Below are 26619 nucleotides of genomic sequence, written 5' to 3'. Positions count from 1 at the left end.
GCCGGTTATTCGAGGTGATCCCCGAGCAAGAACTCCAGCGCCGCATCGAGCCGGATATGGGGCAGCGCCTCATGGGCGCTCATGGGCAAAGGGCGAAACCCCTGAAAATCGAAACCCTGGGTGTGCCACCACTGGGCTGGCGGGATCTGGGACGGCACCTCCCCCGGGAAGAGCAGCAGCGGCTCGCCGGCCAGGCTGGTGCCGCGAATGGCCGGGAACTCGCGGCCATTCGCCTGCCCCTTGCCCACCTCGGTGGCCTTGATGGCGGCGAGGGCCAGACACTCGGTCTCTATCCCCTCGAAGCGAGCCTGACCCCGCCCACGGCTCACCAGGTGCTGCAGCAGGGATACCAGGGGCCCGTGCTGCTCCGGCGTGACGTGATCCGCCTTGCTCGCCACAAACAGCAGCTTGTCGATGCGCGGGGCGAACAGCCGGCGCCACCAGTTGCTCTTGCCGTAGGCGAAGCTCTCCATGATGCGGGCGATGGCCTGCTGCATGTCGCCAAAGCTGGCGGCGCCGGCGTTCAGGGGTTGCAGGCAGTCCACCAGCACGATCTGGCGATCGAAACCGGCGAAGTGCTGCTCGTAGAAGCCCTGTACCAGGTGCTGCTTGTACTGCTCGAAACGCTGCTTGAAGGTGGCGTAGAGGGTGCCATCGACGGGGGTCTGGGCCGGGGCATCCCAGACCCAGGGCACGAACTGCAGCAGCGGCGCACCGGCATACTCCCCCGGCAGCACGAAGCGCCCCGGCTGGATGAGGTGCAGACCGAGCTCCCGCTTGCAGGCGTGCAGGTAGTCGGTATAACGGGCGGCCAGTTCGCTGGCGGCCCGCTCCTCAAAGGCCTGCTCCGCCTGCCAGCCGGGGGTCAGCCAGTCTGCCGCCAGGGCCTGCAGTTCGGGGCGGCGCAGCTGCTCGCGCACCTGCTCGCTCCACTGGGCGTAATCGAGCTCGAGCAGGGGCAAGTCCAGAAGCCACTCCCCCGGATAGTCCACCAGATCCACGTAGAGGGTGGAGATCTCCCCCAGGTGCCTGCGCAGGGGGTGGCGGGTACGATAGCGAATTTCGAGGCGCACCTCGGCCACCCCCCGGGTCGGTTCGGGCCAGGCCGGCGGCTCGCCGAACAGGGCGTCCAGGCCCCGCTCGTAGGGGAAGGTGGGAATGTGGGCATTCTGCTGGGGCACCCGGCGGGCCCCCAGGATCCGCCCCTGGCGCTGGGCATCCCAGAGGGGCAGCCGGCCGTCGATGGCCGCGTGCTCCAGCTGGTTCACCAGGGCCGTGATGAAGGCGGTCTTGCCGCTGCGGGAAAGGCCGGTGACCGCCAGCCGGATGTGGCGATCCCGGGCCCGGTTCACCACCTCAAAGGCCCTGTGCTGCAGCACGGACCAGGAGTGTTCGAGTTTGTTGCGTATCAAGGCGGGTCTGTCTCCCCCTGTTGTCACCTCTGGGTGGCCCCGGCAACGTCATGAGAGGGGCCATGAGACGGGCCGCGAGGCGTGTGCCCCGCGGCCCGGGGTCGTTACAGCTTGTTGAACTCGCGCTGCAGGGTGAACTCCTTGGAGGTCACCAGCTTCTCGAGCCGCTGCACCCTGGGCTCCAGGGTGTCTAGCTCGCGGGCGATGCGGCCCAGCGCCTGATGGGGGGTGATGCCCGCCTGCCAGGTGCGCGCCTTCATGCGCACCTCGGCAAACTCCCCCTCCTGCTCCCCGTAGAGGGTGACCGGCTTCTTGTCGAGCAGGAACCAAGCGGCGATGTAGGCGGTGAAGGTGATGAAGCCGGCGAAGATGAGACCGCTGATGGCCAGCAGCCGCACGATCCAGGTCTCCACCCCGAAGTAGTCGGCAAGGCCGGCACAGACCCCGGCAATCTTGCCCTGCTGGGGGTCACGATAGAGGTTGCGTCCCTCTCTGCTCCACTGTGTCATACCCTGCTCCTCCAGCCCGGGACCTCGGCATCCAGGATCGACTCAAGGGCACCGACCCGCTCCTGCATCTTCTCGGCACGGGCCAGCAGCCCCTGCAGCTGTTCCCGCTCGCTGTCGGCAAGGCCGGCACCGATCCGCCCCTTGGCGCGGTAGTGCAGCACCAGCCAGATGGGGGCCACCACCACCATGAAGACCACCATGGGAACCATCAACACACCCAGCAGATCTTCCATCTGTTACTCCCCCTGTTTGCTGTCACTCTGACCGAGCTTCTGGCGCATGGCCTCCAGCTCGCGGCTGATCTGATCGTCCGCCTCCAGCTCGGCAAACTGCTGGGCAAGCGCCTGATCGGACTGGCCCAGATCGGCGCGGGCCTCCATCTCGTCGATGCGGCGCTCCATGCGTTCGAACTTGCTGACCACGGACTGGCTGCCGCCACGGGCCACCTGGCTCTGCACGTTCAGCCGGCTGCTGGCGGCCTCGCTGCGAATGGCCATCGCCTTCTGGCGGGCACGGGCATCTTCCAGCTTGGCTTCCAGCTGGCGGATCTCCTCCCCCAGCTTGTCGATGCCGCTGTCCACCGCCTGCAGCTCGCGCTGCAGCGCATCGGCGAGCTCGGTCTGCTTGCTCTTCTCGATGAGGGCGGCGCGGGCCAGATCCTCGCGCCCCTTGGTCAGGGCCAGCTCGGCCTTGCCCTGCCACTCGGCCACCCGCTCCTGATGGCGGCTGACCTGACGGCCGATCTCTTTCTGGTTCGCGAGGAAGCGGGCCAGGTTGGAGCGCTCCTTCACCAGTTCATCTTCCATCTCCTGGATGATCAGACGCACCATCTTCTGGGGATCTTCCGCCTTGTCCAGCAGGGAAGTCAGGTTGGAGTTGATGATGTCGGCCAGGCGGGAAAAAATGCTCATGATTGTACTCCTGTGATAGGCATCGGGTTGTTTCTCCATTGACAATGGCAACTTGTGTGCCAATCTGGAACAATTATTAACTTGTTGATTTATATGGGCACTCTCGCTGAGATTCAAGTACCCCGGAAACAAGAGATGATTAAAATAACCAACTTTTGGTAAGATTAACCAGATTTTTCAACGAACAGGGGCAGGGATGACCACGGCCACGGAGAGTCTGTTGGGTGAGTCCAACGCGTTTCTAGAAATCATCGAGCAGGCTTCGCGCCTTGCGCCGCTGCGCAAGCCCGTGCTCATCATCGGCGAACGGGGAACCGGCAAGGAGCTCATCGCCCACCGCCTACATTATCTCTCGGATCGCTGGGATCAAAGCTTTGTCACCATCAACTGCGCCACCTTGAGCGAGAGCCTGCTGGAAACCGAGCTGTTCGGCCACGAGGCGGGCTCCTTTACCGGGGCCGCCAAGCGCCATCAGGGCCGCTTCGAGCGGGCCGACGGCGGCACCCTGTTCCTCGACGAGCTGGCCACCACCAGTGCCCGGGTGCAGGAGAAGCTGCTGCGGGTCATCGAGTACGGTGAATTCGAGCGCGTCGGTGGTGCCAAGGCCCTCAAGGTCGATGTGCGCCTGGTGTGCGCTACCAACGAGGATCTGCCGGCGCTGGCCGACAAGGGGCAGTTTCGCCACGATCTGCTGGACCGGCTGGCGTTCGACGTCATCACCCTGCCCCCCCTGCGGGAGCGGCGCGAGGACATCCTGATGCTGGCGGAGCACTTCGCCCACGGCATGACCCGGGAGCTCGGCTACCCGCTGTTTGCCGGCTTCTCCCGCAAGGCGACCCAGCTGCTGCTGGACTACCCCTGGCCCGGCAACGTGCGGGAGCTCAAGAACGTGGTGGAGCGCAGCCTCTACCGCCAGGGCAACCCGCAGTTGCCGCTGGCGGAGCTGGTGCTCAATCCCTTTGACTCCCCCTGGCGCCCCCGCGCCGCCGGCAAGGCCGCGCCCGTGGCCAGCGAGGCGGCGCCGGTGAACGGGGCCCAGGCCCCCGGCCTGCCCCTGGATCTCAAGGGAGCGGTGGCGGAATACGAGATTAATTTACTCAAGCAAGCGATGCAGCAATCCCAGTATAATCAGCGCAAAGCGGCTCAATTGCTGGCCCTGAGCTACCACCAGTTCAGAGGCATGCTGCGCAAATACCAGCTGCTGGACGGGGATGAGAACGGTGGCAACACGGAGATGGGCTGATGAGCCCCCTCTGTGCCGGCGGGCATCACGGTGCTCGCCACCCCGATGGGAGTGCCTGCCAGCCAGGCTCCCGCAACGCGCCCGCCCTCTGGCGGGCAACTTTGTCTGAAAACATGGTTCCAACATGAGAATGCTAACCCCGCTGCTGCTCGGCTTCCTGGTCCTGGTCAGCGGCTGTCAGAAACGCGACGAGGCCTCCAGAACGGGGCTCATCTATTGCGCCGAAGGGGCACCCCGAACCTTCAATCCCCAGCTGGCCAGTGCGGATCCGACCCTGGATGCCAGCGCCCGCCCCCTCTACGATCGCCTGCTCGAGGTGAATGCCAACACCCTCGGCATCGAAGGGGCGCTCGCCACCCACTGGCGCGTGAGCGATGACGGCCTCTCCTATGCCCTGACCCTGCGCAAGGGGGTGACCTTCCACCGCACGCCCTGGTTCAGCCCGACACGCCACTTCAACGCCGACGACGTGTTGTTCACCTGGCAGCGCCTGCTCGATGAGCACCACCCCTACCACAACGTCTCCGGCGGCGAGTACCCCTACTTTTACGGCCTGGGGCTCGGCAGCCTCATCAAGCGGGTCTACAAGAAGGGCCCCCAGGTGGTGGTGTTCGAGCTGAACCGCCCGGACGCCTCCTTCCTCGCCACCCTGGCCAGCGACTACGCCATCGTGCTTTCCGCCGAGTATGGCGAGCAGATGGCCAAGGCCGGCACCCCGGCACTGCTGGACAGCCGCCCCATCGGCACCGGCCCGTTCAGCTTCAAGGAGTATCGCCACAACGAATTCGTGCGCTACCTGCGCCACCCCGGTTACTGGGGCGGCGAGGCGAAGGTGGAGCAGCTCATCTACGACATCACCCCCAAATCCTCCAAGCGTCTGGCCAAGCTGCTGACCGGCGAGTGCGATGTGATGAGCACCCCCTCCGCCAGCCAGCTGTCGGTGATAGGCAAGGACACCCACCTCAATCTGTCGGTGCAGTCCGGGATGAATGTCGCCTTCCTCGCACTCAATACCCGCAAGGCACCCTTCAACAAGGTGCAGGTGCGCCAGGCCCTCGCCAGCGCCATCAACGTGCAGAACCTGCTGCAGGCGGTCTATTTCGAGACGGGCCAGAGCGCCGCCAGCCTGCTGCCGCCGCTCTCCTGGGGCTATAACCCCTCCCTGCCGCAGCGCAAGCCGGACCTCAGGCTCGCACGCCAGCTGCTCAAGGACGCAGGCTACCCCAACGGCTTCGAGATGCAGGTGCTGGTGCAGCCCGGCGCTCGCCCCTACAACCCGGACGGCCTCAAGACCGCCCAGCTGATGCGCAGCGATCTCGCCAAGATAGGGGTGAGCCTCAAGATAGTGCAGCAGGCCTGGCCGGTCATCGAGACCCGGCTCGCCCGGGGGCAGTACGACAGCCTGCTCTCCGGCTGGATCGCCGACAACGCGGACCCGGACAACTTCTTCCGCCAGCTGCTGAGCTGCGCCGCCGTGGAGCGGGGCAACAACTACAGCCGCTGGTGCAGCCCGGCCTTCGATCAGCTGCTGGACGATGCGGTGACCACCCCGCAGCTCGCCTTCCGCCTGCGCAACTATTACTATGCCCAGTCCCTGCTCAACGAGCAGTTGCCGCTCATCCCGCTGGCCCATGCCCTGCGCACCCAGGTGAGCCGCAACGACGTCCAGGGACTGATGCTCATGCCCTTCGGCGGCACCACCTTCAACCAGGCCTATCGGGAGTGAACATGTCGGATATCCATCCCATCGGCGGCGCTCGCCCGGCGGCACGGCCGCACCTGGAGGCATAAGCATGTTCTTCTATATCCTGCGCCGCATCACCCTGCTGGTCATCACCCTGCTGGTGCTGACCCTGGGGGCCTACCTGCTGGAGTTTCGCCTCATCACCCAGGTGCTGGACTTCTGGCACGGCTACCCTGACTTTCTGCAGCGGATCTTCGCGGGGGACTTCGGCCTCTCCAGCGTCTCCGGCCAGCCCGTGCTGGACGAGATCCGCCGCTACTTCCCGGCGACCCTGGCGCTCTGTCTCGCGGCCTTCGCCATCTCGCTGCTGGTGGGGATCCCCCTCGGCACCCTGGCCGCCCTCTACCAGGGCCGCAGCCTGGATCTCTCCATCATGGCCGCCGGCCTCCTCGGCTATGCCGTGCCCGTCTTCTGGCTGGCCCTCCTGATGGTGATGTTCTTCTCGCTGGATCTCGGCTGGCTGCCCTCCTCCGGCCAGATCAGCCTGCTCTACGACGTCCCCTCCATCACCGGGGTCGCCATCGTCGACGTGCTGATGAGCCAGGAGCCCTGGCGGGAAGAGGCACTGCACGATGCCCTGCGCCACCTGGTGCTGCCCTCCCTGGTGCTGGCCGTGGTGCCCACCACCGAGGTGATCCGCCACGTGCGCAGTTCCCTCATCGACGTGATGAAGCAGAACTACATCAAGGCAGCGGCCAGCCGCGGCCTCTCCCGCCGCCAGATCGTCTGGCGCCACGGCCTCAAGAACGCCCTGCCCCCCGTGCTGCCCCTGCTCGGGCTGCAGCTGGGCAGCGTGCTCACCTCCGCCATGATCACCGAGGTGGTGTTCGACTGGCCCGGCATCGGCCGCTGGCTGGTGAGCAGCATCGCGCTGCAGGACTATGCCGCCATCCGCGGCGCCTCCCTGGTGGTGGCCAGCTTCGTCATCTTCATCAGCGTCAGTACCGAGCTGCTGACCACCATCATGTACCCGGCAAGGCGCAAGGAACTCTATGCACGACAAGACTGACCGCGCGCCCCAGGCCCTTCGCGGGGTAACGTACGCCATGCAACACCCTGTTGACGACCCTCGCAATCAGGGCGGGAACCTGCATCATGCACGATAAATCGAACATCTATCCGGAGCTCAAGATCCTCTCTCCCCTGGAGCAGACTTGGGCCTCCTACCGGCGAAATCCGCTGGCCATGGCCGGGCTCTGGTGCTTCGGCCTGCTGCTGCTGATCACCCTCATCGGCCCCCTGGTGATCCCCTACGGCATCGACGATCAGCACAGCGACCACCTGCTGCTCGCCCCCTCCTGGGCCAGCATCGGCAACATCGACTACTTCCTCGGCACCGACGATCTGGGGCGCGACATCCTCTCCCGCCTCGTCGCGGGCGCCCGCCTCACCTTCGGCAACGCCCTGGTGGTGGTGGTCATCGCCCTCGTCGTCGGCTCGGCCATCGGCATCCTGGGTGGCATGAGCAAGGGGGTGAAATCGAGCGTGCTCCATCACCTGCTCGATACCCTGCTCTCCATCCCCTCTTTGCTGCTGGCCATCATCGTCGTGGCCATCCTGGGGCCCGGCCTCTTCAACACCCTGATCGCCATCACGCTGGCGCTGATCCCCCCCTTCATCCGGGCGACCTACAACGCGGTCCACGCCGAGATGCAGAAGGAGTACATCATCGCGAGCCGCCTCGACGGCTCACCGCCCTTGCGGATCATGCGCCTGGCCATATTGCCGAACATCGTAGAGACCCTGGTGACCCAGACCACCCGTACCCTCTCGGCGGCCATCCTGGACATCTCGGCGGTGGGTTTTCTCGGCCTCGGAGCCCAGTCCCCCCAGCCGGAGTGGGGCGCCATGCTGGCGGATTCGAGCGATCTCATCTACCTGGCACCCTGGACCGTGACCCTGCCGGGCATGGCCATCCTGTTCAGCGTGCTGGTCACCAACCTGGTGGGTGAAGGCATTCGCGAAGCGCTCAAAGAGGGGAATGATTGATGATGCCCCTGCTCAATGCCGGCCATATCCACCAGGGCGCGCGCCGCCCTCCCCTGAGCCACCATGAGGAGCGCCACTGATGCCGTTACTCGACATACGCAACCTCACCATCGAAATCGACACGCCCCAGGGCAAGGTCAAGGCGGTGGACAGGGTCAGCCTGACCCTGAACGAGGGGGAGATCCGCGGCCTGGTGGGGGAATCGGGCTCCGGCAAGAGCCTGGTTGCCAAGGTGATCGTCGGCATCCAGAAGGACAACTGGACGGTCCGGGCCGACCGGATGCGCTTCAACGACATGGATCTGCTGACCATGGCCCCCAAGGAACGGCGCCGCATCATGGGCCGGGAGATCGCCATGATCTTCCAGGATCCCATCAGCTGCCTCGACCCCTCGGAGGAGATCGGCACCCAGCTCGAAGAGGCCATCCCCACCAGCGCCTTCGCCGGCAAGTTCTGGCAGCGCTTCCAGTGGCGCAAGAAACGGGCCATCGCCTTGCTGCACCGGGTGGGGGTCAAGGATCACCGCAAGGTGATGCGGGCCTATCCCCACGAGCTGTCGGACGGCATGTGCCAGAAGGTGATGATCGCCATGGCCATTGCCAACCAGCCGCGTCTGCTGGTGGCGGACGAACCCACCAGCGCCATGGAGTCCACCACCCACTCCCAGATCCTGCGACTGCTGGACAAGATGAACAAGCTGGGCAACACCACCATCCTCATCATCAGCAACGACATTGCCGCCATCGCGAACCTGACCGACACCCTCAACATCATGTATTGCGGCCAGATGGTGGAGGTGGGCACCCGGGACCAGATCCTGGAGTCCCCTCACCACCCCTATACGGATGCCCTGCTCAAGTCCATCCCCGACTTTGACAAGCTGGTGCGCCACAAGTCCCGGCTCGAGACCCTGCCCGGCGTCATCCCGCCGCTGCAGCACCTGCCCATCGGCTGCCGCCTCGGCCCCCGCTGTCCCTACGCCCAGAAGCAGTGCGTGCAGACGCCGTTGATGAGCAAGGTCAAGGGACATCAGTTCAGTTGTCACTTCCCGCTCAACATGGAAGACCCGAAGAAATGAACCGGCACCAGACCATGACCCGGGGCACCTGCCCGCCCTGCCAGCCCCTTTTCCCGGCGACCACACGCAAGGAGATCACGTCGTGACCGAACCTTCCCTGTTGCAGGTCAGGGGCCTGTGCAAGACCTACCAGAACCGTACCGGCCTGTTCCGGCGCCGCGCCGTGGAGGCCATCAAGCCGCTGTCGTTCGATCTCGGGGTGGGTCAGACCCTGGCCATCGTCGGGGAGGCGGGCTCGGGCAAGAGCACCCTGGCACGCATCCTGGCCGGCATGATAGAGCCGAGCGGCGGCGAGATCGCCATCGAGGGGCAGCCCATGGTCCACGGTGACTATCAGACCCGCTGCAAGCTGCTGCGGATGATCTTCCAGGATCCCAATACGTCTTTGAACCGCAAGATCCGGGTCGGCCAGATCCTGGAAACGCCGCTGCGGCTCAACACCGAGATGACCGAGGAGGAGCGCAGGGAGAAGGTGATCCAGACCCTGCGCATGGTGGGGATGCTGGCGGATCACGCGCTCTTCTACCCCCAGATGCTCTCCGCCGGCCAGCAGCAGCGGGTGGGGCTGGCGCGGGCGCTCATCCTCAACCCCAAGATAGTGGTGGCCGACGAGGCCCTCTCGACCCTGGACATCTCGGTGCGCTCCCAGATCATCAACCTGCTGCTGGAGATGCAGGAGACCATGGGGCTCAGCTACGTGCTGGTGGCCAACGATCTGGGCATCGTCAGCCACATCAGCGACGAGGTGCTGGTGATGCACGAGGGCCGGGTGGTGGAGCGCGGCAAGACCCTGCGGGTCTTCGCCGATCCCCAGCACGAGGTGACCCGCCGTCTCATCCAGAACTACAACAACGAATACCGCCGCTGATCCCGGCGGCATCCCTCTCCCCCTTCTCGCAGACATAAAAAAACCCGGCCTGATGTGGCATCAGTCGCCGGGGGATTGCGCTCAAAAGTGATTGCGTCGCTCGTAGTAGGAACAGGGCAATGGTAGGCAGCCCCCACTACCTCAACAACTGTCAGATCTGACAGGCAGTCCGCTATGGAACCTGAACTGCGAGTCCGGCGAACGGATGAGTTCCGCCTCCAGGCGCCCGAAGAAAGCGATGCGCTCGCTGATGTCCTCCTGTGCGAACTCCTCTGCCAGGGCCAGATAGTCCTGGTAGTGGCGCGCTTCAGAACGCAGCAGGGAGACGTAGAAGCGGCCCAGCTCCTCGTCCAGGTGGGGGGCAATCTTCGCGAAGCGCTCGCAGGATCGCGCCTCGATGTAGGCGCCGATGATCATCTTGTCCACCACGGCCGCCGGCTCGTAGGTACGCACGTGGGTCAGCAGGCTGCGGGCATAGCGGGAGGCCGTGACGGGCCCGTAGGGGATGCCGCGCGCGGCCATGATCTCCAGCACCTGCTCGAAGTGGTGCAGCTCCTCCTGGATGAGGCGCACCATGGGAAACAGCAGGGGGTTGCGCTCCAGCTCCGCAAACACGCTGCGCTCCGACTCGCCCATGGTCCGCTTGCCGAGGATCTCCGCCTTCTCGGGGATGGCGTCCAGCTCACGGTAAAATTCGAGCTTGGGCAGCAGGTGGCGCTTCTCCTTGGGCAGGCAGTAGCGGCGCACCAGGCTGTGGGCCGTCAGGGCCGCCTTGTTCTCGCAGTTGGCGTGATCGATGAGCAGGGTCGGCAATTGGGCGGGATCCCGCGCCATTTCCACCCACTCATCCGGGGTCTCACAATGCAGGAACTGGCGAACGGGGGCTAGCAGGTCATCCATCTGAACTCTCATCTGTTGATACGACACGCGGCGCCGCAGCGCCGGGGGCGCCTATGCTAACGGATCCCGCAAAGCCTGCCCACCTCCCCGGTGCAATTGCCGATCAGGCATTCCGCTCCCGCAGGGAGTCCCGCCGCACCAGCTCACCGGCGAAGGGCACGCCGGCCACGGGCCTTGCCTCCTCCAGCATGGCGATGAGTCGCCCTATGGTCTCCTTGATCATCTCGGTCACCGGCATCTTGACGCTGGAGAGGGAGGGGATGGTGTAGGGAGCCACGGCGATGTCATCGAACCCGATGACGGAGATTGCCTCCGGCACCCCTATGCCCTGCTGGTGCAACTGCTTGATGGCACCGATGGCCATGTCGTCGTTGCTGGCCACCAGGGCGCTGAAGCGCACGCCCCGCGTCAGCAGGGTCGATACCCCCTGCGCGCCGCAGGCGGGGGTCCAGCGTCCGGCGACGATCCGCTCCTCGCAAGGGGGAATACCGTGGCGCTGCAGGGCCTGGCGATAGCCGGCCAGCCGCTCGATGCCGGTGGGGGACTCCGCCGCCCCGGTGATGAAGGCGATCTCCCTGTGTCCCATCGCCACCAGGCTGTCCACCACGGCCTCGGCCGCCCCCTGCTGATCCGCATAGACGCAGTGGGCAGGGTGACGGGGCAAGCGCCGGTTGAGCACCATGATGGGCTGGTCATACTGCTCGATGATCTCGTCCATCTCCTCGACACTGAGAAAACGCGGATAGATGATGATGCCGTCGCAGCGTGAATCGAGCAGGTACTGGATGGCCTGGCGCTCCTCGTCGGCGCTGTGCTTGCCGTCCGCCAGGATCAGCTGGCGTCCCCGCGCCTCCGTCATCCGCGCGGCGTGGGAGAGCAGCTCGCCGAAGTAGCCGCCGTGATAGAGGGTGTTGGTCACCACCAGCCCCAGAGTCTGGTTGTGCCGGGTCGCCAGCTGCCTGGCCAGCAGGTTGGGGCGATAGCCGCTCTCCTGGATGGCCTGAAACACCCTATCCCGGGTCTCCTGGCTGGTGTATCCATTGCCCGACAGCACGCGGGAGACCGTCGCCTTTGACACCCCTGCCCGCTTTGCCACCTCCAGCATCGTCGTCATATGTTCCCCCTTTATTCGACGGGCCGCAGTGTACTGCACCCTCCCCCGCTTGTCGTAGCAAGAATGGCGATGCAGCCCCCCTTCAGTGATCCCATTCACGGATCTGCACAATGTCGGCCCCGGGGACTTGTGTCGCCAACGCAAAGCTCGCACTCTATGTGAAACCGGTTCCACATGCAGTTTCATCCCCCTTCTCTCGCCATCAGCTGTGGTGAACAGAAGCAGGACCCACTTGGTAAAAGGATCAACCTCGATGTCAAAGAACTATGCGGCTCTGGCCAGTACTGTCATCACCGCCCTCGGTGGTACCGACAACGTCGTCGCCGTCACGCACTGCATGACGCGCCTGCGCTTCGTGCTGAGAGACCCGGCCCGGGTCGACGGCCCCGGGCTCAAGGCAACCCCGGGGGTGCTCGGCGTGGTACAGGCCGACAACCAGTGCCAGGTGATCATCGGCAACACCGTCTCCCACGCCTATCGCGAGGTCATCGCCCTGCTGCCGGCCGATATCCAGCCCGCGCCGGTGCAAGGCAACGCGGGGTTCAGCTTGCGCCGCATCGGGGCCGCCATCCTTGACGCCCTGATCGGCACCATGTCGCCGCTCATTCCGGCCATCATCGGCGGCTCCATGCTCAAGCTGCTGGCCATGGTGCTGAGCATGAGCGGTCTGGTGGAGGCTACCTCCCCCAACCACATCATCCTCAATGCCATCGGCGACGGCGCCTTCTTCTTCCTGCCCCTGATGGTGGCGGCTTCCGCCTCGATCAAGTTCAAGACCAACATGTCGCTGGCCATCGCCATCGCAGGCGTTCTGGTGCACCCGAGCTTCATCGATCTGATGGCCAGGGCCGCCCAGGGAGAGCAGGTGACCTTCGCGTTCATCCCGGTGACCGCAGTCAAATACACCTACACCGTCATCCCCGCCCTGGTGATGACCTGGTGCCTTTCCTATATCGAGCGCTGGGTTGATCGCATCACCCCGGCGGTGACCAAGAACTTCCTCAAACCCATGCTGATCGTGCTGATCGCCGCGCCGCTGGCCATCCTGTTCATCGGCCCCGTCGGCATCTGGATCGGGACCGCCATCTCCGGCCTGGTCTACACCGTCCACGACTACCTGGGCTGGCTGTCGGTGGCCATCATGGGTGCGCTCTGGCCCCTGCTGGTGATGACCGGCATGCACCGCGTCTTCACCCCGACCATCATCCAGACCATCGCCGAGACCGGCAAGGAAGGCATGGTGATGCCCTCCGAGATAGGTGCCAACCTCTCCCTCGGCGGTGCCTCCCTCGCGGTCGCCTGGAAAACCCGCAACCCGGAGCTGCGCCAGACCGCCCTAGCCGCCGCTGCCTCCGCCATCATGGCCGGGATCTCCGAGCCCGCCCTCTACGGCGTCGCCCTGCGTCTCAAGCGCCCGCTCATCGCGAGCCTCATCAGCGGCTTCATCTGCGGCGCCGTCGCCGGCATGGCGGGTCTCGCCAGCCACTCCATGGCGGCCCCCGGCCTCTTCACCAGCGTGCAGTTCTTCGATCCGGCCAATCCCATGAGCATCGCCTGGGTGTTCGGCGTGATGGCGCTCTCCGTGGTGCTCTCCTTCGTGCTGACCCTGCTGATGGGCTTCGACGACATACCGGCAGAGAACACCGAGCGCCAGACCGACGCCTCCCAGGCCCTCGCGGGCGCCCGGGCACAGGCCAGCGCGTGATCCCATTTCAGACATGACAAGAGGTAACCAATGTCGTTAGCAAGATTTCCCCAGGGCTTCCTGTGGGGGGGGGCCCTGGCCGCCAACCAGGCGGAAGGCGCCCATCTCGAGGGGGGCAAGGGGTTGACCACGGTGGACATGATCCCCCATGGCCCGCACCGTATGGCGGTCAAACTCGGCCAGGAGAAGCGCTTCTCCCCGAGGGATGACGAGTTCTACCCGAGCCACGGGGCCATCGACTTCTATCACCGCTATCGGGAAGACATCGCCCTGATGGCCGAGATGGGCTTCACCGTGTTTCGCACCTCCATCGCCTGGGCCCGTCTCTACCCCAGGGGGGACGAGCGCGAGCCCAACCCCGAGGGCATCGCCTTCTATCGCGCCCTGTTCGAAGAGTGCAAGAAGCACGGTATCGAACCCCTGGTGACCCTGTGTCACTTCGACGTGCCCATGCACCTGGTGACGGAGTACGGCTCCTGGCGAAGCCGCCAGATGGTCGGGTTCTTCACCCGCTATGCCCGCACCTGCTTCGAAGCTTTCGACGGCCTGGTGAAGTACTGGCTCACCTTCAACGAGATCAACATCCTGCTGCACAGCCCCTTCTCCGGGGCCGGGCTGGTGTTCGAAGAGGGTGAACACCAGGATCAGGTGAAGTACCAGGCGGCCCACCACGAACTCATCGCGAGCGCCCTGGCGACCCGGATTGCCCACGAGGTGAACCCGGCCAACCGGGTGGGCTGCATGCTGGCGGGGGGCAACTTCTATCCCTACTCCTGCAAGCCGGCCGACGTCTGGACCGCCCTTGAGAAGGATCGCGAGAACCTCTTCTTCATCGACGTGCAGGCGAGAGGCGCCTACCCCGCCTATGCTGCCCGCGTGTTTCGCGACAAGGGGGTGACCCTGGTCAAGGAGCCGGGGGATGACGAGATCCTCAAGCACACCGTCGATTTCGTCTCTTTCAGCTATTACGCCTCCCGCTGCGCCGCCGCCGACATGAACCAGGGCAACACCAGCGAGGCCAACGTGGTCAAGTCCCTGCGCAACCCCCACATCGAGGTCAGCGAATGGGGCTGGGGCATCGATCCCCTGGGCCTGCGCATCACCATCAACACCCTGCACGATCGCTACCAGAAGCCGCTGTTCTTGGTGGAGAACGGCCTGGGGGCGGTGGACGAGGTGAACGAACAGGGGGAGATCGAGGACGACTACCGCATCGCCTACCTGCGGGAACACATCCAGGCCATGGGGGATGCCATCGCCGACGGCATACCGCTCATGGGCTACACCAGCTGGGGCTGCATCGATCTCGTCTCCGCCTCCACTGGCGAGATGAGCAAGCGCTACGGCTTCGTCCATGTGGACAGGGACGACGCCGGCCATGGCACCCTGGCCCGCAGGCGCAAGAAGTCGTTCTGGTGGTACAAGAAGGTGATCGCGAGCAACGGGGAGGATCTGGCCTGAGCGCCCCTTGCCCGGGTTATCGCCAGGCTCTGCGCCGGGTGCACAAACACAAGATGGGGGCCTAGGCCCCCATCTTGTTTCATCGCGATGACAATCTGAAAACGTTTAACTGCCTTCGTTGAAAATTTCCAGGTTGCTGGTCCCTTCCTGCCACTCGCGCACCGCCTTGTTGTCGTCGCTGCGCAGGGCGTTCAGGTGGTCCAGGTAGCCCTGATCCACGTCGGAGGTCACGTAGTGGCCGTTGAACACCGAGGTCTCGAAGTGGCGCAGCTCGGGGTTGATCTCCCGCACCGCCGCTTCCAGATCTTCCAGATCCTGGAAGATGAGACCGTCGGCCCCGATCAGCTTGCACACCTCCTCCACTTCACGGCCATGGGCGATCAGCTCGTTGGCGGTGGGCATGTCGATGCCGTAGACGTTGGGGAAGCGAATTTCCGGCGCCGCCGAGGCAAAATAGACCTTAGCAGCACCCGCTTCACGGGCCATCTGGATGATCTGCTCGGACGTAGTGCCGCGCACTATGCTGTCGTCCACCAGCAACACCTTCTTGCCCTTGAATTCGGAGCTGATGGCGTTGAGCTTGCGGCGCACCGACTTCTTGCGCTGGGTCTGGCCCGGCATGATGAAGGTACGGCCGATGTAGCGGTTCTTCACGAAGCCCTGGCGATACGGCAGGCCCAGGGTGTGAGCGATCTCCAGCGCCACGTCGCAGGAGGTCTCGGGGATGGGGATGACTACGTCCACATCGAGATCGTCCCACTCGCGGGCAATTTTCTGGCCCAGCTTGCGACCCATGTTGAGGCGGGCGGCGTAGACGGAGACCTTGTCGATGAAGGAGTCGGGACGGGCGAAGTAGACGTACTCGAAGATGCAGGGGCTCATCTGCGGGTTGTCCGCACACTGCTCGGAGAAGAGCTGGCCCTGCTCGGTGATGTAGATGGCCTCGCCCGGCGCGACGTCACGCACCGTCTCGAAACCGATGGCGTCGAGGGCCACGCTCTCGGAGGCGAGCATGTACTCCACCTGGCCCTGCTCGTCCTGACGACGGCCCAGGATCAGCGGGCGGATGCCGTTCGGGTCACGGAAACCGATGAGACCGTGGCCGATCACCAGGGAGACCACGGCGTAGGCGCCGCGGATCTGCTGATGCACCTTGCGCACCGCGGCGAAGATGTCCTCCGGACGCAGCGCCATCTTGTCGCACAGATCCAGCTCGTGGGCCAGCACGTTCAGCAGCACCTCGGAGTCCGAGGTGGTGTTGATGTGGCGACGGGCCACCTTGAACTGCTGCTCCTTGAGCTCCTTGGCGTTGGTGAGGTTGCCGTTGTGGGCCAGCACCATGCCGTAGGGGGAGTTGACGTAAAAAGGCTGGGCCTCTGCGGCGCTGGAGCTGCCGGCGGTGGGATAGCGGACGTGTCCGATGCCGATATTCCCTTTCAGCCGCTGCATGTGGCGCACTTCAAACACATCCTTCACCAGACCGTTGGCCTTGCGTTGCCGGAAGTTTCCACTGTCAATGGTCACGATCCCGGCGGCATCCTGTCCCCTGTGCTGCAACACCGTCAAGGCGTCGTAGAGGGCCTGATTGACGGGGGTGGTGCCAACTATACCGACAATACCGCACATGTCTTTGCTACCTCGATGTCACTGTACCTGTTGAAGAAAACTGGACGAGTTCATCATGAACCCGAAGAACCACTGGATCACCGGCTTGAACTCGGGAACCAGTCTGGATGCCGCCCACCAGTCGCTCTGGGAGAGACTGGTGAAGGTATCCATGAAAAACAGCAGGGCGCTGACGATCAGCACCCCGCGGATCGCACCGAAGCAGACCCCCAGCACCCGATCGGTACCGGACAGCCCCGTCTTTTCCACCAGCAGGCCCACCACGTAGTTGACCACGCTGCCGAGGATCAGGGTCGCCACGAACAGGGCTGCGATGGCGAGACCATTGCGCACCATGGCGTCGGAGAAGGAGGTGAAATAGACGGCGAGATCGGAATAGAAATGGCTGGCGATGAAGAAGGCGACGAACCAGGTGACGAGTGACATGGCTTCCTTGAGGAAGCCGCGCACCAGGCTGATGAGGGCGGAAAAACCAACGATGCCCATGATGGCGTAATCAATCCAGACCATAGAAAAAGATGTCCTGCGAAATTGCGGCGCAGTCTAACAAAAACGATTGCGCAATGCTTGATAAAATTGTGTTAAACGCGGAACCGGCGTGCCGAGGGAGGCGATTCTGCCCTCCTTGTCACCCCGTGACCGGCGCCAGAATGCACAACGCCATGGCATGCCATGGCGTTGTCGTCTGCAACAAAGGCTTACCCGATGTGGGTCAGTCCGCCCATGTAGGATTGCAGCGCCGCCGGGATGGCGATGCGGCCGTCTGCCTGCTGGTAGTTCTCCAGCACGGCCACCAGGGTGCGACCCACCGCCAGGCCGGAGCCGTTCAGGGTGTGCAGCAGCTGCGGCTTGCCGTCGACCCGCACGCGAGCCTGCATGCGGCGCGCCTGGAAGTCGGTGCAGTTGGAGACGGAGGAGATCTCGCGGTAGGTGTTCTGGGCCGGCAGCCACACTTCCAGATCGTAGGTCTTGGCGGCGCAGAAGCCCATGTCACCGGTAGAGAGCGCCATCACGCGGTACGGCAGCTCCAGCAGCTGCAGCACCTTCTCGGCGTGACCGACCATCTCTTCCAGGGCGTCCCAGGATTTCTCCGGGTGTACCAGCTGGACCATCTCGACCTTGTCGAACTGGTGCATGCGGATGAGACCGCGGGTGTCACGACCGTAGGAGCCCGCCTCGGAGCGGAAGCAGGGGCTGTGGGCGGTCATCTTGATGGGCAGGTCCTGCTCGTCGAAGATCTCGTCCCGGGCCATGTTGGTGAGCGGCACTTCGGAGGTCGGGATCAGGGAGAACTTGCGTACCTTGCCCTCTTCTTCCCCTTCCCCTTCGATACCGGTGTTGAAGAGATCCTGGGAGAACTTGGGCAGCTGGCCGGTGCCGTACAGGCTGTCCGGGTTCACCAGATAGGGCACGTAGCACTCGGTGTAGCCGTGCTGCAGGGTGTGCAGGTCTAGCATGAACTGGGCCAGGGCGCGGTGCAGGCGGGCAATCTGGCCCTTCATCACCACGAAGCGGGAACCGGAGAGCTTGACGCCGTTCTTGAAGTCGATGCCCTTGGCCGCTTCACCCAGATCGATGTGATCGCGCACCTGGAAGTCGAACTCGCGCGGGGTGCCCCAGCGGCGCACTTCCACGTTGTCGTTCTCGTCGCGGCCCACCGGGGTGGAGTCGCTCGGCAGGTTGGGGATCATGTCGGCGATGGTCTTGAGCTCGGCCAGCAGGGCCTCCAGCTCGACCTTGCTGGTCTCCAGCTCCTCGTTGATCTTGGTCACTTGTGCCTTGAGGGGGGCCACATCTTCACCGCGGCGGGCCGCCTCACCGATGGACTTGGAGCGGGCATTACGCTCGGCCTGCAGCTCCTGGGTACGGGACTGCAGATCCTTGCGTTTCTCTTCCAGAGCGTTGACAGCCGCTACGTCCAGAACGTAGCCACGTGTCGCCAGACGAGCGGCGGCATCGTCGATGTCGCTGCGCAGATATTTGGGATCCAGCATGGTTTACCTACTTTTTTAATGGGATCTGGGCCCGAGTCATCGTGACAGGGCTGAAGAACAGATCCGGAAGTTAACATCGGTTGGCACACCCCAGCCCTCTTTTGCATCGGGCCGACAAGATCGAGCCTTCGAAATCAAGAAGATGGCGCAAAGCCTAGACGAGCGGGGTCAGACGGGCAGTGTAGCAGACCGCCCCCCCGCCCGAACAGGGCGTAATGCGCCCGTTTTGCCCTGTTTTCCGGGCGGTGACGACCTGGATCAAATCCGCTGGCCAATTAACGCGCAATCGGCCCGGATTGGTCTGGTAGGGGGGCGCCATGGCACTCCCCTGCCCAAGCCGACTACTTGTCCCGCCGGCGCGGGCTCTGTCTGTCCAGTTCGCGCAGGTAGTCGAGCTTCTGGCCAATCTGCTTCTCAAGGCCGCGATCGGTGGGCTGATAGTACTGCTTGCCAGTCAGCTCCGGCGGGAAATACTCCTCCCCTGCGGCATAGGCCCCCGGCTCGTCGTGGGCGTAGCGGTACTCGGCGCCGTAGCCGAGCTCGCTCATGAGCCTGGTCGGGGCGTTGCGAAGGTGCGGCGGCACCTCGAAATCCGGCAGGTTCTTGGCGTCCGCCAGCGCCGCCTTCCAGGCGGTGTAGACCGCATTGCTCTTGGGGGCGCAGGCGAGGTAGACGATGGCCTGGGCGATGGCCCGCTCCCCTTCCGCCGGGCCGACCCGGTGGAAGCAGTCCCAGGCCGACAGGGCCACCTGCATGGCGCGCGGGTCGGCGTTGCCCACGTCTTCCGAGGCGATGGCCAGCAACCGGCGGGCGATGTAGAGGGGATCGCAACCGGCGCTCACCATGCGGGCATACCAGTAGAGGGCCGCATCCGGCGCAGAGCCGCGAATGGACTTGTGCACCGCCGAGATGAGGTCGTAGAAGTGATCGCCCCCCTTGTCGAAGCGCGCCACGTGCTCCCCCACCACGGCGGCGAGCAGGGCGCTGTCGATCTGCTTGTGGCCGCTGCCGTCGAGCTGGGCCATGTCGGCCAGGAGCTCCAGGTAGTTGAGGGACTTGCGCCCGTCCCCGTCCACGGCTTTTGCCAGCGCCTCCTTGACCCCGGGGACAAAGGCGAGGGCCGGGTCATTGAGACCGCGGGCGTCCGTCATCGCCTGATCGATCATGGCGAGGATGTCGCTCTCTTCCAGCCGTTTGAGCAGATAGACCCGGGCCCGGGAGAGCAGCGCGTTGTTGAGTTCGAACGAGGGGTTTTCGGTGGTGGCGCCGATGAAGGTGATGGTGCCATCTTCGATGTGGGGCAGGAAGACATCCTGCTGGCTCTTGTTGAAGCGGTGCACCTCGTCCACGAAGAGGATGGTGCGTACCCCGCGCCAGCTGTTCTCCTTCGCCTTGTCGATGGCGGCGCGGATCTCCTTGATGCCGGAGGTGACGGCGGAGACCCGCTCCACCTCCGCCTGGCAGTAGTGGGCCACCAGTTCTGCGAGCGTGGTCTTGCCGGTACCGGGTGGCCCCCACAGGATCATGGAGTGGCAGTGGCCGGCCAGAATAGCCTTGCGAAGGGGCTTGTCGGGCCCAAGGATATGCTGCTGACCGATGTACTGGTCGAGGGTTTGCGGTCGCATCCGGGCCGCCAGCGGACGAAAGTCCGACGAGAAATCCAGCGATAAATTGCTCATCTGCATTGACCGTCAGGAAGGGTGCGGGCAGCCGTTGCCGGGCGACCCGCCAACAAGGTCAGCGCCTGCCCGGGCATCAGCGCTGATCGTCCAGCTCGACCCCCTTCGGGATCTTGAACACGAATTCGTTGCCCTTGAGCACCGGCTTGCGGTTGAAGCTGCCCAGAGTGAACTCGCTCCACTGCCCCTGCGCCTCTTTGACGTCGAAGCGGCTGATGTTGTTCTGCCTGTCGAAGGTGATGCGGAAGGAGGCGATGAGCTCGTCCTTGTTGCGACTGGTGACGGTATAGACGTCCCCTTCCTGGGTCACGTCGTAGTTCTTCCAGAGGCTGTTGTCATTGCCGGCGATGAGCACGAAGGGGGTGTTGAGCACCGCATCCTTCATCTTGAGGGCGGTGACCTGCTCGACGAAGGGGTCGTAGACCCAGACATCCTTGCCGTCGGCCACGATCAGGCTCTCGTCTGGGGAGGTGGTGTGCCAGTTGAAACGATTCGGTCGCTGCACCACCAGGGAGCCGCTCGCCTTCTGCAGCTCCTTGCCCTTGCTGTCATAGACGGTCTGGGCAAACTTGGCGGAGAAGACGTTCACGGCAGCCAGCTTGTCCTTGAGATCGCTGGCCGCATCGGCCCACACCTGGCTGCTGGCGACCAGCAGAATGGAACCCATCAACAGTTGTTTTTTCATCAGGCTCTTCATAGGGAGGTTCTCGATAAAAGGCCACGCCCACAGAGGGCATGGCCAGGATGATGTGAGGCTCAGTCACGCACCGGTGGCGGTGCCAGCACGTCGCGCTGGCCGTTGCCACCCGGGGAGCTGACGATGCCCTGGTTTTCCATCTGCTCGATGAGACGGGCCGCCCGGTTGTAACCGATCTTGAACTTGCGCTGCACGCTGGAGGTGGAGCCGCGGCGGGATTCCACCACGAAGGCGACCGCCTCGTCGAACAGGGGGTCGAGCTCCTCGTCGCCACCGCCGCCGTATTCGCCGCCGCTCCCCTCGCCGTCCGACTCGCCGGAGAGGATCTCCTCGATGTAATCCGGCTCGCCGCGCAGTTTCCAGTCCGCCACCACCTTATGCACCTCGTGGTCATCGACGAAGGCGCCGTGGACCCGGGTCGGGTTGGAGGTACCGGCCGGCATGTAGAGCATGTCCCCCATGCCGAGCAGGGATTCGGCGCCCCCCTGATCCAGGATGGTGCGGGAATCGATCTTGCTCGACACCTGGAAGGAGATCCGGGTCGGGATGTTGGCCTTGATGAGGCCGGTGATCACATCCACCGACGGACGCTGGGTCGCGAGAATGAGGTGAATACCGGCCGCCCGCGCCTTCTGGGCGATACGGGCAATGAGCTCTTCCACCTTCTTGCCGACGATCATCATCATGTCGGCGAACTCGTCCACCACCACCACGATGTGGGGCAGCTTCTCGAGCTCCGGCGGCATCTGATCCATGGAGTCGCCCGGGCGCCACAGGGGATCCAGCAGGGGATCACCGGCCTCGATGGCGGCCAATACCTTGTCGTTATACCCCTTGAGGTTGCGCACCCCGACTGCGGACATCAGCTTGTAGCGGCGCTCCATCTCGCCCACGCACCAGCGCAGGGCGTTGGCTGCGTCCTTCATGTCGGTGACCACCTCGGTCAACAGGTGCGGAATGCCTTCGTAGACCGAGAGCTCCAGCATCTTGGGGTCAATCATGATGAAGCGCAGGTCTTCGGGCGAGGACTTGTAGAGCATGGAGATGATCATGGTGTTCACCCCCACCGACTTGCCCGAGCCCGTGGTACCGGCCACCAGCAGGTGGGGCATCTTGGCGAGGTTCACCACCACGGGTTCGCCGGCGATGTCCTGGCCCAGCCCCATGGTCAGCGGATTGCGGCTATCACGGAACGCCTCGCAGTCCAGGGTCTCACGCAGGTAGACGGTCTGGCGCACCCGGTTGGGCAGCTCGATGCCGACATAGGTCTTGCCGGGGATCACTTCCACCACCCGCACGCTGCTGGCGGAGAGGGAACGGGCGAGATCCCGCGACAGGTTGGTGATCTTGCTCGCCTTCATGCCCGGTGCCAGATCCAGCTCGAAACGGGTGATGACGGGGCCCGGATAGACGCCGACCACCTTGGCCTGCACGTTGTAGTCGGCGAGTTTCGCCTCCACCAGCCGGCCCATGCGCTCCAGCTCGTCCTTGCTCATCATCTGGGTCTTGGCGGGCGGCCTGTCCAGCAGTTCGATGCTCGGCAGGGGGGCCAGATCGGCCTGGGGACGGCGCTTCGCCTTGACCGGCGCCGGGGCGACCGGGGCCTCGGGAGCCTCCTCCCCTTCCGCCCAGGGCAGATCGAGATCGTCCTCTTCCTGGCTCACCACGGGGCGCTGACGGCCATTGGCCACGCGCTTGCCCTTGGCGGCAGGCGCCGGGGCGTCGTCATCCTCATCGTCAAACTGCGGATCGAACTGGAAGGTGTCTTCGTCAAGCTCCGGCAGCCATTCGTCAGATTTTGTCTTCTGAGCCCGATTTTTAGCCTTGGGATTGCGTGTCCAGCTGCTGTGGGGCTCGTCTTCGTCCTCCTCCTGGTCGAAGCTGCCCACCCCACCTTCCAGCAGGGGATCCGGCCCCTCGTAGCGGGGCTGGCGCCAGCCGCCGGTCAGCCAGCGACCCAGGGTGGTGGGGAAATGGTAGATGGCGCTGATGCTGCCGGTGCAGGCGGCACCGATACGCTCGACGATGGTGAGCCAGGACCAGCCAGTAAACAGGGTGATGCCGGTCGCCACGAAGCAGAGCAGCATCAGGTTGGCCCCAACGCCACCAAACAGGGGCACCACGGCGGAGGCGATCACGTCTCCGACCAGGCCACCGGCGGAGAAGTTCTGCAGATCGTTGAAGTTCATGCTGGCGATGGCGGACATGCCGAGCACGGTGAGGATGAAACCGATGATCCGAACCGACAGGGTGAGATAGTCCACTTCCAGCAGCTTGCTCGGGCGCCAGAACAGGCTCCAGCCGAGCAGGACCACCAGGGGGGGCACCAGGTAGGAGAAGGCCCCGAAGGTAAACATGGTGATGTCCGCGAGCCAGGCCCCCGCGCTGCCAGCGAGGTTCTTAACCTCTCCCTGCCAGGAGGTCTGGGACCAGCCGGGATCGGCGGGGTGATAGGTCAAGAGGGCAAGCAAGAGATAGGCAGCCATCAGGGTGATGGCGATCAAGACGGCCTCGAAGATCCGTTGTGTACCTGATAAAGGAGTAAACAGCTTTTTATCGGCCAAACTCCGGCTCCTTTCTGAAAACATGAATGCGGGGATAGGGGGCCTAGTATCCCTGAAAAGCCCACCGATTGTCAGCCAGTGCCTGAAGGCGGGCCATGAAACAGCAAATAAGAAGAAACGAGCGGACCGGCCGCTCGTTTCTGACTATCGTGACTCGTCATGGTACTTGCAAGTCACAGCACAACCCCGCTTATCGGGTGCTGATCACCAGACGACTGCTCTGTTTGACCTCTTCCATCACCACGTAGGTGCGGGTGTCATTAACGCCCGGCAGACGCAGCAGGGTTTCACCCAGCAGGCGGCGGTAGGCGGACATGTCGCTGACGCGGGTCTTGAGCAGATAGTCGAAATCACCGGATACCAGATGGCACTCCTGGATCTCTTCGAGTACCTGAACAGCCTTGTTGAACTGCTCGAACACGTCGGGTGCGCCACGATTGAGGGTAATTTCCACGAATACCAGCAGAGACGCGTCAAGATAATGAGGATTCAGAATGGCGGCATACCCTTCGATATACCCTTGTCGCTCCAGGCGACGAACCCGTTCCAGACACGGTGTGGGACTCAGGCCAACTCGTTTGGACAACTCAACGTTCGAAATCCTGCCATCCTTTTGCAGTTCATTAAGAATGTTGCGGTCAATCCTGTCCAAATCCTTTAGCCGACTCTTAGCTTCCATCATTTAATTCCATCCTTTGGCTATTTTTTGGTAAGAATCACCAGTCATTTTATAATAATGGTCACAAATCCTGTCAATACCTGAATATACTAGGCGCATATGTCGCTTAACAATTAGGCAACATAAACCACCAATCGATAGACGAGGGATAGCATGATTATCGGTGTACCTAAGGAAATAAAAAACCATGAATATCGCGTAGGCATGGTTCCGGCCAGTGTACGTGAACTGACAGCACGAAACCATACTGTTTTCGTTCAAAGCGGCGCAGGAAATGGCATTGGCTTCAGTGATGCAGATTATCTGGCTGCCGGAGCCGAGATCCTGGCCTCTGCGGCAGACGTTTTCGCCAAGGCGGAGATGATCGTCAAGGTCAAGGAGCCGCAGGCGGTCGAACGCGCCATGCTGCGCCCGGGCCAGACCCTCTTTACCTACCTGCACCTGGCGCCAGACCTGGCCCAGACCCGGGAACTGGTGGACAGCGGCGCCATCTGCATCGCCTACGAAACCGTCACCGACGGTCGTGGCGGCCTGCCCCTGCTGGCCCCCATGTCGGAAGTGGCTGGACGCATGTCTATTCAGGCGGGTGCCCAGGCGCTGGAGAAGTCCCGCGGTGGTAGCGGCGTGCTGCTCGGCGGTGTTCCGGGTGTGGAACCGGCCAAGGTGGTGATCATCGGTGGCGGCGTGGTGGGTTCCAATGCAGCCCGCATGGCCATCGGCCTGCGCGCCGACGTCACCATCCTCGACAACAACATCGATACCCTGCGTCGTCTCGACAGCGAGTTCCAGGGCGCGGCCAAGGTGGTCTACTCCAATCGCGAGACCCTGGAGCGCCACCTGCTGGCAGCGGATCTGGTCATCGGCGGCGTGCTGGTGCCCGGCGCCACTGCGCCAAAACTTGTCAGCCGTGACCACATTGCCCGCATGAAGCCGGGTTCGGCCATCGTGGACGTGGCCATCGATCAGGGCGGCTGTGTCGAGACCTCCCATGCGACCACCCACGAGGATCCCACCTTCATCGTCGATGACGTGGTGCACTACTGTGTGGCCAACATGCCCGGCGCCGTGGCCCGCACCTCCACCGTGGCCCTCAACAACGCCACCCTCCCCTTCATCGTCAAGCTGGCGGAGCAGGGCTATCGCAAGGCACTGCTGAGCGACCCTCACCTGTTGCACGGCCTGAACGTGATGGAGGGCAAGATCACCTGCAAGGAGGTCGCCGTGGCCCACAACCTGGCCTACACGGATCCCCTGACCCTGCTGAACTGATCGCTCCCCCGCAAGGGGTGCAGATGAGTGAAAATCCGCCCGCGATGGGCGGTTTTTTTTTATCCCGCCTTCGGGGCTCCCGCCCCCGCCTGCGGCGATTGTGACAATCGAGGCGCTGGCCTTTGACCGCGGATCACGAATTACCTACAATCGCGCAAACTCATCACGTCTCGGAAATCACATCATGAGCCAAGTTACTCACAGCAAACTGCTGATCCTGGGATCCGGCCCCGCAGGCTACACCGCGGCCGTCTATGCCGCCCGCGCCAACCTCAATCCCCTGCTCATCACCGGCATGCAGCAAGGTGGCCAGCTGACCACCACCACCGAAGTGGAAAACTGGCCTGGCGATGCGGAAGGACTGACCGGTCCGGCCCTGATGGAGCGCATGAAAGAGCATGCGGAGAAGTTCGATACCCGCATCCTCTTCGATCACATCAATGAAGTGACGCTGACCGAGCGCCCCTTCCGCCTCAAGGGCGACAACGGGGAATACACCTGCGACGCGCTGATCCTCGCCACCGGTGCTTCCGCCAAATACCTGGGCCTGCCCTCCGAAGAGGCCTTCAAGGGCCGCGGCGTCTCCGCCTGCGCTACCTGTGACGGCTTCTTCTACCGCAATCAGGAAGTGGCCGTGGTCGGCGGCGGCAACACCGCCGTTGAAGAGGCGCTCTATCTGGCCAACATCGCCAAGAAGGTACACCTCATCCATCGCCGCGACGAGTTCCGTGCCGAGAAGATCCTGATCAAGCGCCTGCACGACAAGATCGAGAGCGGCAACATAGTGCTGCACACCCATCAGACCCTGGACGAAGTGCTGGGGGACGACATGGGCGTGACCGGCGTGCGCCTGCGCAGCACCCTGGACCAGTCCACCTCCGAACTGCCGCTGATGGGGGTCTTCATCGCCATCGGTCACCAGCCCAACACCCAGATCTTCGAGGGTCAGCTGGCGATGGAAAACGGCTATCTCAAGGTGCGCGGCGGCCTGGAAGGGTTCGCGACCCAGACCAGTATCCCGGGCGTGTTTGCCGCCGGTGACGTGGCAGACCACGTCTATCGTCAGGCGATCACCTCCGCCGGTACCGGCTGCATGGCGGCCCTCGATGCCGAGCGATATCTGGACGCCCAGTAACCCTGAGGATATAAAGGGCATGCCAATCGGCATGCCCTTTTC

At 63.8% G+C, this 26619-nt stretch carries 23 protein-coding genes; 10 read left to right on the top strand and 13 right to left on the bottom strand.

Annotated elements, in window-relative coordinates; all coding sequences use genetic code 11:
* Positions 1-5 precede the first annotated feature (5 nt).
* The 4 genes from J9885_RS06905 to pspA form a co-directional block, all read right to left on the bottom strand.
* Complete coding sequence (locus J9885_RS06905; RefSeq protein ID WP_210548542.1) at positions 6-1412, bottom strand: YcjX family protein; 1407 nt, start codon at positions 1410-1412, stop codon at positions 6-8.
* Between the two features lie 104 nt (positions 1413-1516).
* Positions 1517-1921 carry an envelope stress response membrane protein PspC gene (pspC, locus tag J9885_RS06900; RefSeq protein ID WP_043761000.1) on the bottom strand — a complete coding sequence of 135 codons (405 nt, stop codon included), beginning with the start codon at positions 1919-1921 and terminating at the stop codon, positions 1517-1519.
* Positions 1918-2154 carry an envelope stress response membrane protein PspB gene (gene pspB / locus J9885_RS06895; protein ID WP_042075503.1) on the bottom strand — a complete coding sequence of 79 codons (237 nt, stop codon included), beginning with the start codon at positions 2152-2154 and terminating at the stop codon, positions 1918-1920. The genes pspC and pspB overlap by 4 nt, the downstream gene beginning before the upstream one ends.
* Before the next feature lie 3 nt (positions 2155-2157).
* A complete protein-coding gene (gene pspA / locus J9885_RS06890; RefSeq protein ID WP_043761001.1) occupies positions 2158-2832 on the bottom strand; it encodes a phage shock protein PspA in 675 nt (224 codons plus the stop codon).
* Positions 2833-3028: 196 nt separating this feature from the next.
* Between pspA and pspF the strand changes: the two genes are divergently transcribed.
* From pspF to J9885_RS06860, 6 genes are all read left to right on the top strand, one after another.
* Positions 3029-4075 (top strand): phage shock protein operon transcriptional activator, encoded by a 1047-nt coding sequence (gene pspF, locus J9885_RS06885; RefSeq protein WP_210548541.1) that lies wholly within the window; start codon positions 3029-3031, stop codon positions 4073-4075.
* Positions 4076-4205: 130 nt separating this feature from the next.
* Positions 4206-5801: an ABC transporter substrate-binding protein SapA gene (gene sapA, locus J9885_RS06880; protein ID WP_210548935.1), complete on the top strand. Its 1596-nt coding sequence runs from the start codon at positions 4206-4208 to the stop codon at positions 5799-5801.
* Positions 5802-5868: 67 nt separating this feature from the next.
* Positions 5869-6828, top strand: coding sequence for an ABC transporter permease subunit (locus J9885_RS06875; RefSeq protein WP_043761004.1), 960 nt, complete (start codon positions 5869-5871; stop codon positions 6826-6828).
* Between the two features lie 86 nt (positions 6829-6914).
* A complete protein-coding gene (locus J9885_RS06870; RefSeq protein WP_134694970.1) occupies positions 6915-7808 on the top strand; it encodes an ABC transporter permease subunit in 894 nt (297 codons plus the stop codon).
* Positions 7809-7887: 79 nt separating this feature from the next.
* A complete protein-coding gene (locus J9885_RS06865) occupies positions 7888-8886 on the top strand; it encodes an oligopeptide/dipeptide ABC transporter ATP-binding protein (RefSeq protein WP_043761006.1) in 999 nt (332 codons plus the stop codon).
* An 82-nt stretch (positions 8887-8968) separates the two neighbouring features.
* Positions 8969-9754, top strand: a complete 786-nt coding sequence (locus J9885_RS06860; protein WP_043761007.1) for an ABC transporter ATP-binding protein — start codon at positions 8969-8971, stop codon at positions 9752-9754.
* Between the two features lie 141 nt (positions 9755-9895).
* Here J9885_RS06860 and miaE read toward each other — a convergent pair whose 3' ends face one another.
* Together miaE and J9885_RS06850 are read right to left on the bottom strand one after the other, a co-directional pair.
* Positions 9896-10654 carry a tRNA isopentenyl-2-thiomethyl-A-37 hydroxylase MiaE gene (gene miaE / locus J9885_RS06855; protein ID WP_043761008.1) on the bottom strand — a complete coding sequence of 253 codons (759 nt, stop codon included), beginning with the start codon at positions 10652-10654 and terminating at the stop codon, positions 9896-9898.
* A gap of 103 nt (positions 10655-10757) precedes the next feature.
* Positions 10758-11768: a LacI family DNA-binding transcriptional regulator gene (locus J9885_RS06850; protein WP_210548540.1), complete on the bottom strand. Its 1011-nt coding sequence runs from the start codon at positions 11766-11768 to the stop codon at positions 10758-10760.
* Between the two features lie 253 nt (positions 11769-12021).
* Between J9885_RS06850 and ascF the strand changes: the two genes are divergently transcribed.
* Both ascF and J9885_RS06840 read left to right on the top strand, forming a co-directional pair.
* Positions 12022-13473, top strand: coding sequence for a PTS cellobiose/arbutin/salicin transporter subunit IIBC (gene ascF, locus J9885_RS06845; RefSeq protein ID WP_210548539.1), 1452 nt, complete (start codon positions 12022-12024; stop codon positions 13471-13473).
* Positions 13474-13503: 30 nt separating this feature from the next.
* Complete coding sequence (locus J9885_RS06840; protein ID WP_210548538.1) at positions 13504-14934, top strand: 6-phospho-beta-glucosidase; 1431 nt, start codon at positions 13504-13506, stop codon at positions 14932-14934.
* Positions 14935-15039: 105 nt separating this feature from the next.
* On the opposite strand, the gene purF is transcribed toward J9885_RS06840, so the two are convergent.
* The 7 genes from purF to lrp form a co-directional block, all read right to left on the bottom strand.
* Positions 15040-16560, bottom strand: coding sequence for an amidophosphoribosyltransferase (gene purF, locus J9885_RS06835; protein WP_043761014.1), 1521 nt, complete (start codon positions 16558-16560; stop codon positions 15040-15042).
* 18 nt (positions 16561-16578) lie between these two features.
* On the bottom strand, positions 16579-17070 hold the full coding sequence (locus tag J9885_RS06830) for a CvpA family protein (protein WP_043761016.1): 492 nt from the start codon (positions 17068-17070) through the stop codon (positions 16579-16581).
* Between the two features lie 188 nt (positions 17071-17258).
* Positions 17259-18554, bottom strand: coding sequence for a serine--tRNA ligase (gene serS / locus J9885_RS06825; protein WP_043761019.1), 1296 nt, complete (start codon positions 18552-18554; stop codon positions 17259-17261).
* A gap of 341 nt (positions 18555-18895) precedes the next feature.
* On the bottom strand, positions 18896-20239 hold the full coding sequence (locus J9885_RS06820) for a replication-associated recombination protein A (RefSeq protein ID WP_282598281.1): 1344 nt from the start codon (positions 20237-20239) through the stop codon (positions 18896-18898).
* A gap of 70 nt (positions 20240-20309) precedes the next feature.
* Positions 20310-20918, bottom strand: coding sequence for an outer membrane lipoprotein chaperone LolA (gene lolA / locus J9885_RS06815; protein ID WP_210548536.1), 609 nt, complete (start codon positions 20916-20918; stop codon positions 20310-20312).
* A 71-nt stretch (positions 20919-20989) separates the two neighbouring features.
* Complete coding sequence (locus tag J9885_RS06810) at positions 20990-23494, bottom strand: DNA translocase FtsK 4TM domain-containing protein (RefSeq protein ID WP_210548535.1); 2505 nt, start codon at positions 23492-23494, stop codon at positions 20990-20992.
* 190 nt (positions 23495-23684) lie between these two features.
* Positions 23685-24176: a leucine-responsive transcriptional regulator Lrp gene (gene lrp, locus J9885_RS06805; protein ID WP_005300047.1), complete on the bottom strand. Its 492-nt coding sequence runs from the start codon at positions 24174-24176 to the stop codon at positions 23685-23687.
* Positions 24177-24326: 150 nt separating this feature from the next.
* Between lrp and ald the strand changes: the two genes are divergently transcribed.
* Positions 24327-25442, top strand: coding sequence for an alanine dehydrogenase (gene ald / locus J9885_RS06800; RefSeq protein WP_210548534.1), 1116 nt, complete (start codon positions 24327-24329; stop codon positions 25440-25442).
* Positions 25443-25626: 184 nt separating this feature from the next.
* Complete coding sequence (trxB, locus tag J9885_RS06795) at positions 25627-26577, top strand: thioredoxin-disulfide reductase (protein WP_210548533.1); 951 nt, start codon at positions 25627-25629, stop codon at positions 26575-26577.
* The last annotated feature ends 42 nt before the right edge of the window (positions 26578-26619 follow it).

Source organism: Aeromonas sp. SrichE-2G, from assembly GCF_017939565.1.
GTDB lineage: Bacteria > Pseudomonadota > Gammaproteobacteria > Enterobacterales > Aeromonadaceae > Aeromonas > Aeromonas taiwanensis.
This window is presented reverse-complemented; position numbering and strand designations above follow the sequence as displayed.

Bases quoted from the DNA above. Each gene is read 5' to 3' on its own strand.
- purF (WP_043761014.1), bottom strand. From the start codon at position 16,560: ATGTGCGGTATTGTCGGTATAGTTGGCACCACCCCCGTCAATCAGGCC.
- ald (WP_210548534.1), top strand. From the start codon at position 24,327: ATGATTATCGGTGTACCTAAGGAAATAAAAAACCATGAATATCGCGTA.
- pspB (WP_042075503.1), bottom strand. From the start codon at position 2,154: ATGGAAGATCTGCTGGGTGTGTTGATGGTTCCCATGGTGGTCTTCATG.
- J9885_RS06865 (WP_043761006.1), top strand. From the start codon at position 7,888: ATGCCGTTACTCGACATACGCAACCTCACCATCGAAATCGACACGCCC.
- ascF (WP_210548539.1), top strand. From the start codon at position 12,022: ATGTCAAAGAACTATGCGGCTCTGGCCAGTACTGTCATCACCGCCCTC.
- J9885_RS06830 (WP_043761016.1), bottom strand. From the start codon at position 17,070: ATGGTCTGGATTGATTACGCCATCATGGGCATCGTTGGTTTTTCCGCC.
- J9885_RS06820 (WP_282598281.1), bottom strand. From the start codon at position 20,239: ATGCAGATGAGCAATTTATCGCTGGATTTCTCGTCGGACTTTCGTCCG.
- pspC (WP_043761000.1), bottom strand. From the start codon at position 1,921: ATGACACAGTGGAGCAGAGAGGGACGCAACCTCTATCGTGACCCCCAG.
- J9885_RS06850 (WP_210548540.1), bottom strand. From the start codon at position 11,768: ATGACGACGATGCTGGAGGTGGCAAAGCGGGCAGGGGTGTCAAAGGCG.
- lrp (WP_005300047.1), bottom strand. From the start codon at position 24,176: ATGATGGAAGCTAAGAGTCGGCTAAAGGATTTGGACAGGATTGACCGC.
- J9885_RS06870 (WP_134694970.1), top strand. From the start codon at position 6,915: ATGCACGATAAATCGAACATCTATCCGGAGCTCAAGATCCTCTCTCCC.
- serS (WP_043761019.1), bottom strand. From the start codon at position 18,554: ATGCTGGATCCCAAATATCTGCGCAGCGACATCGACGATGCCGCCGCT.
- miaE (WP_043761008.1), bottom strand. From the start codon at position 10,654: ATGGATGACCTGCTAGCCCCCGTTCGCCAGTTCCTGCATTGTGAGACC.
- J9885_RS06875 (WP_043761004.1), top strand. From the start codon at position 5,869: ATGTTCTTCTATATCCTGCGCCGCATCACCCTGCTGGTCATCACCCTG.
- sapA (WP_210548935.1), top strand. From the start codon at position 4,206: ATGCTAACCCCGCTGCTGCTCGGCTTCCTGGTCCTGGTCAGCGGCTGT.
- trxB (WP_210548533.1), top strand. From the start codon at position 25,627: ATGAGCCAAGTTACTCACAGCAAACTGCTGATCCTGGGATCCGGCCCC.
- pspF (WP_210548541.1), top strand. From the start codon at position 3,029: ATGACCACGGCCACGGAGAGTCTGTTGGGTGAGTCCAACGCGTTTCTA.
- J9885_RS06840 (WP_210548538.1), top strand. From the start codon at position 13,504: ATGTCGTTAGCAAGATTTCCCCAGGGCTTCCTGTGGGGGGGGGCCCTG.
- lolA (WP_210548536.1), bottom strand. From the start codon at position 20,918: ATGAAAAAACAACTGTTGATGGGTTCCATTCTGCTGGTCGCCAGCAGC.
- pspA (WP_043761001.1), bottom strand. From the start codon at position 2,832: ATGAGCATTTTTTCCCGCCTGGCCGACATCATCAACTCCAACCTGACT.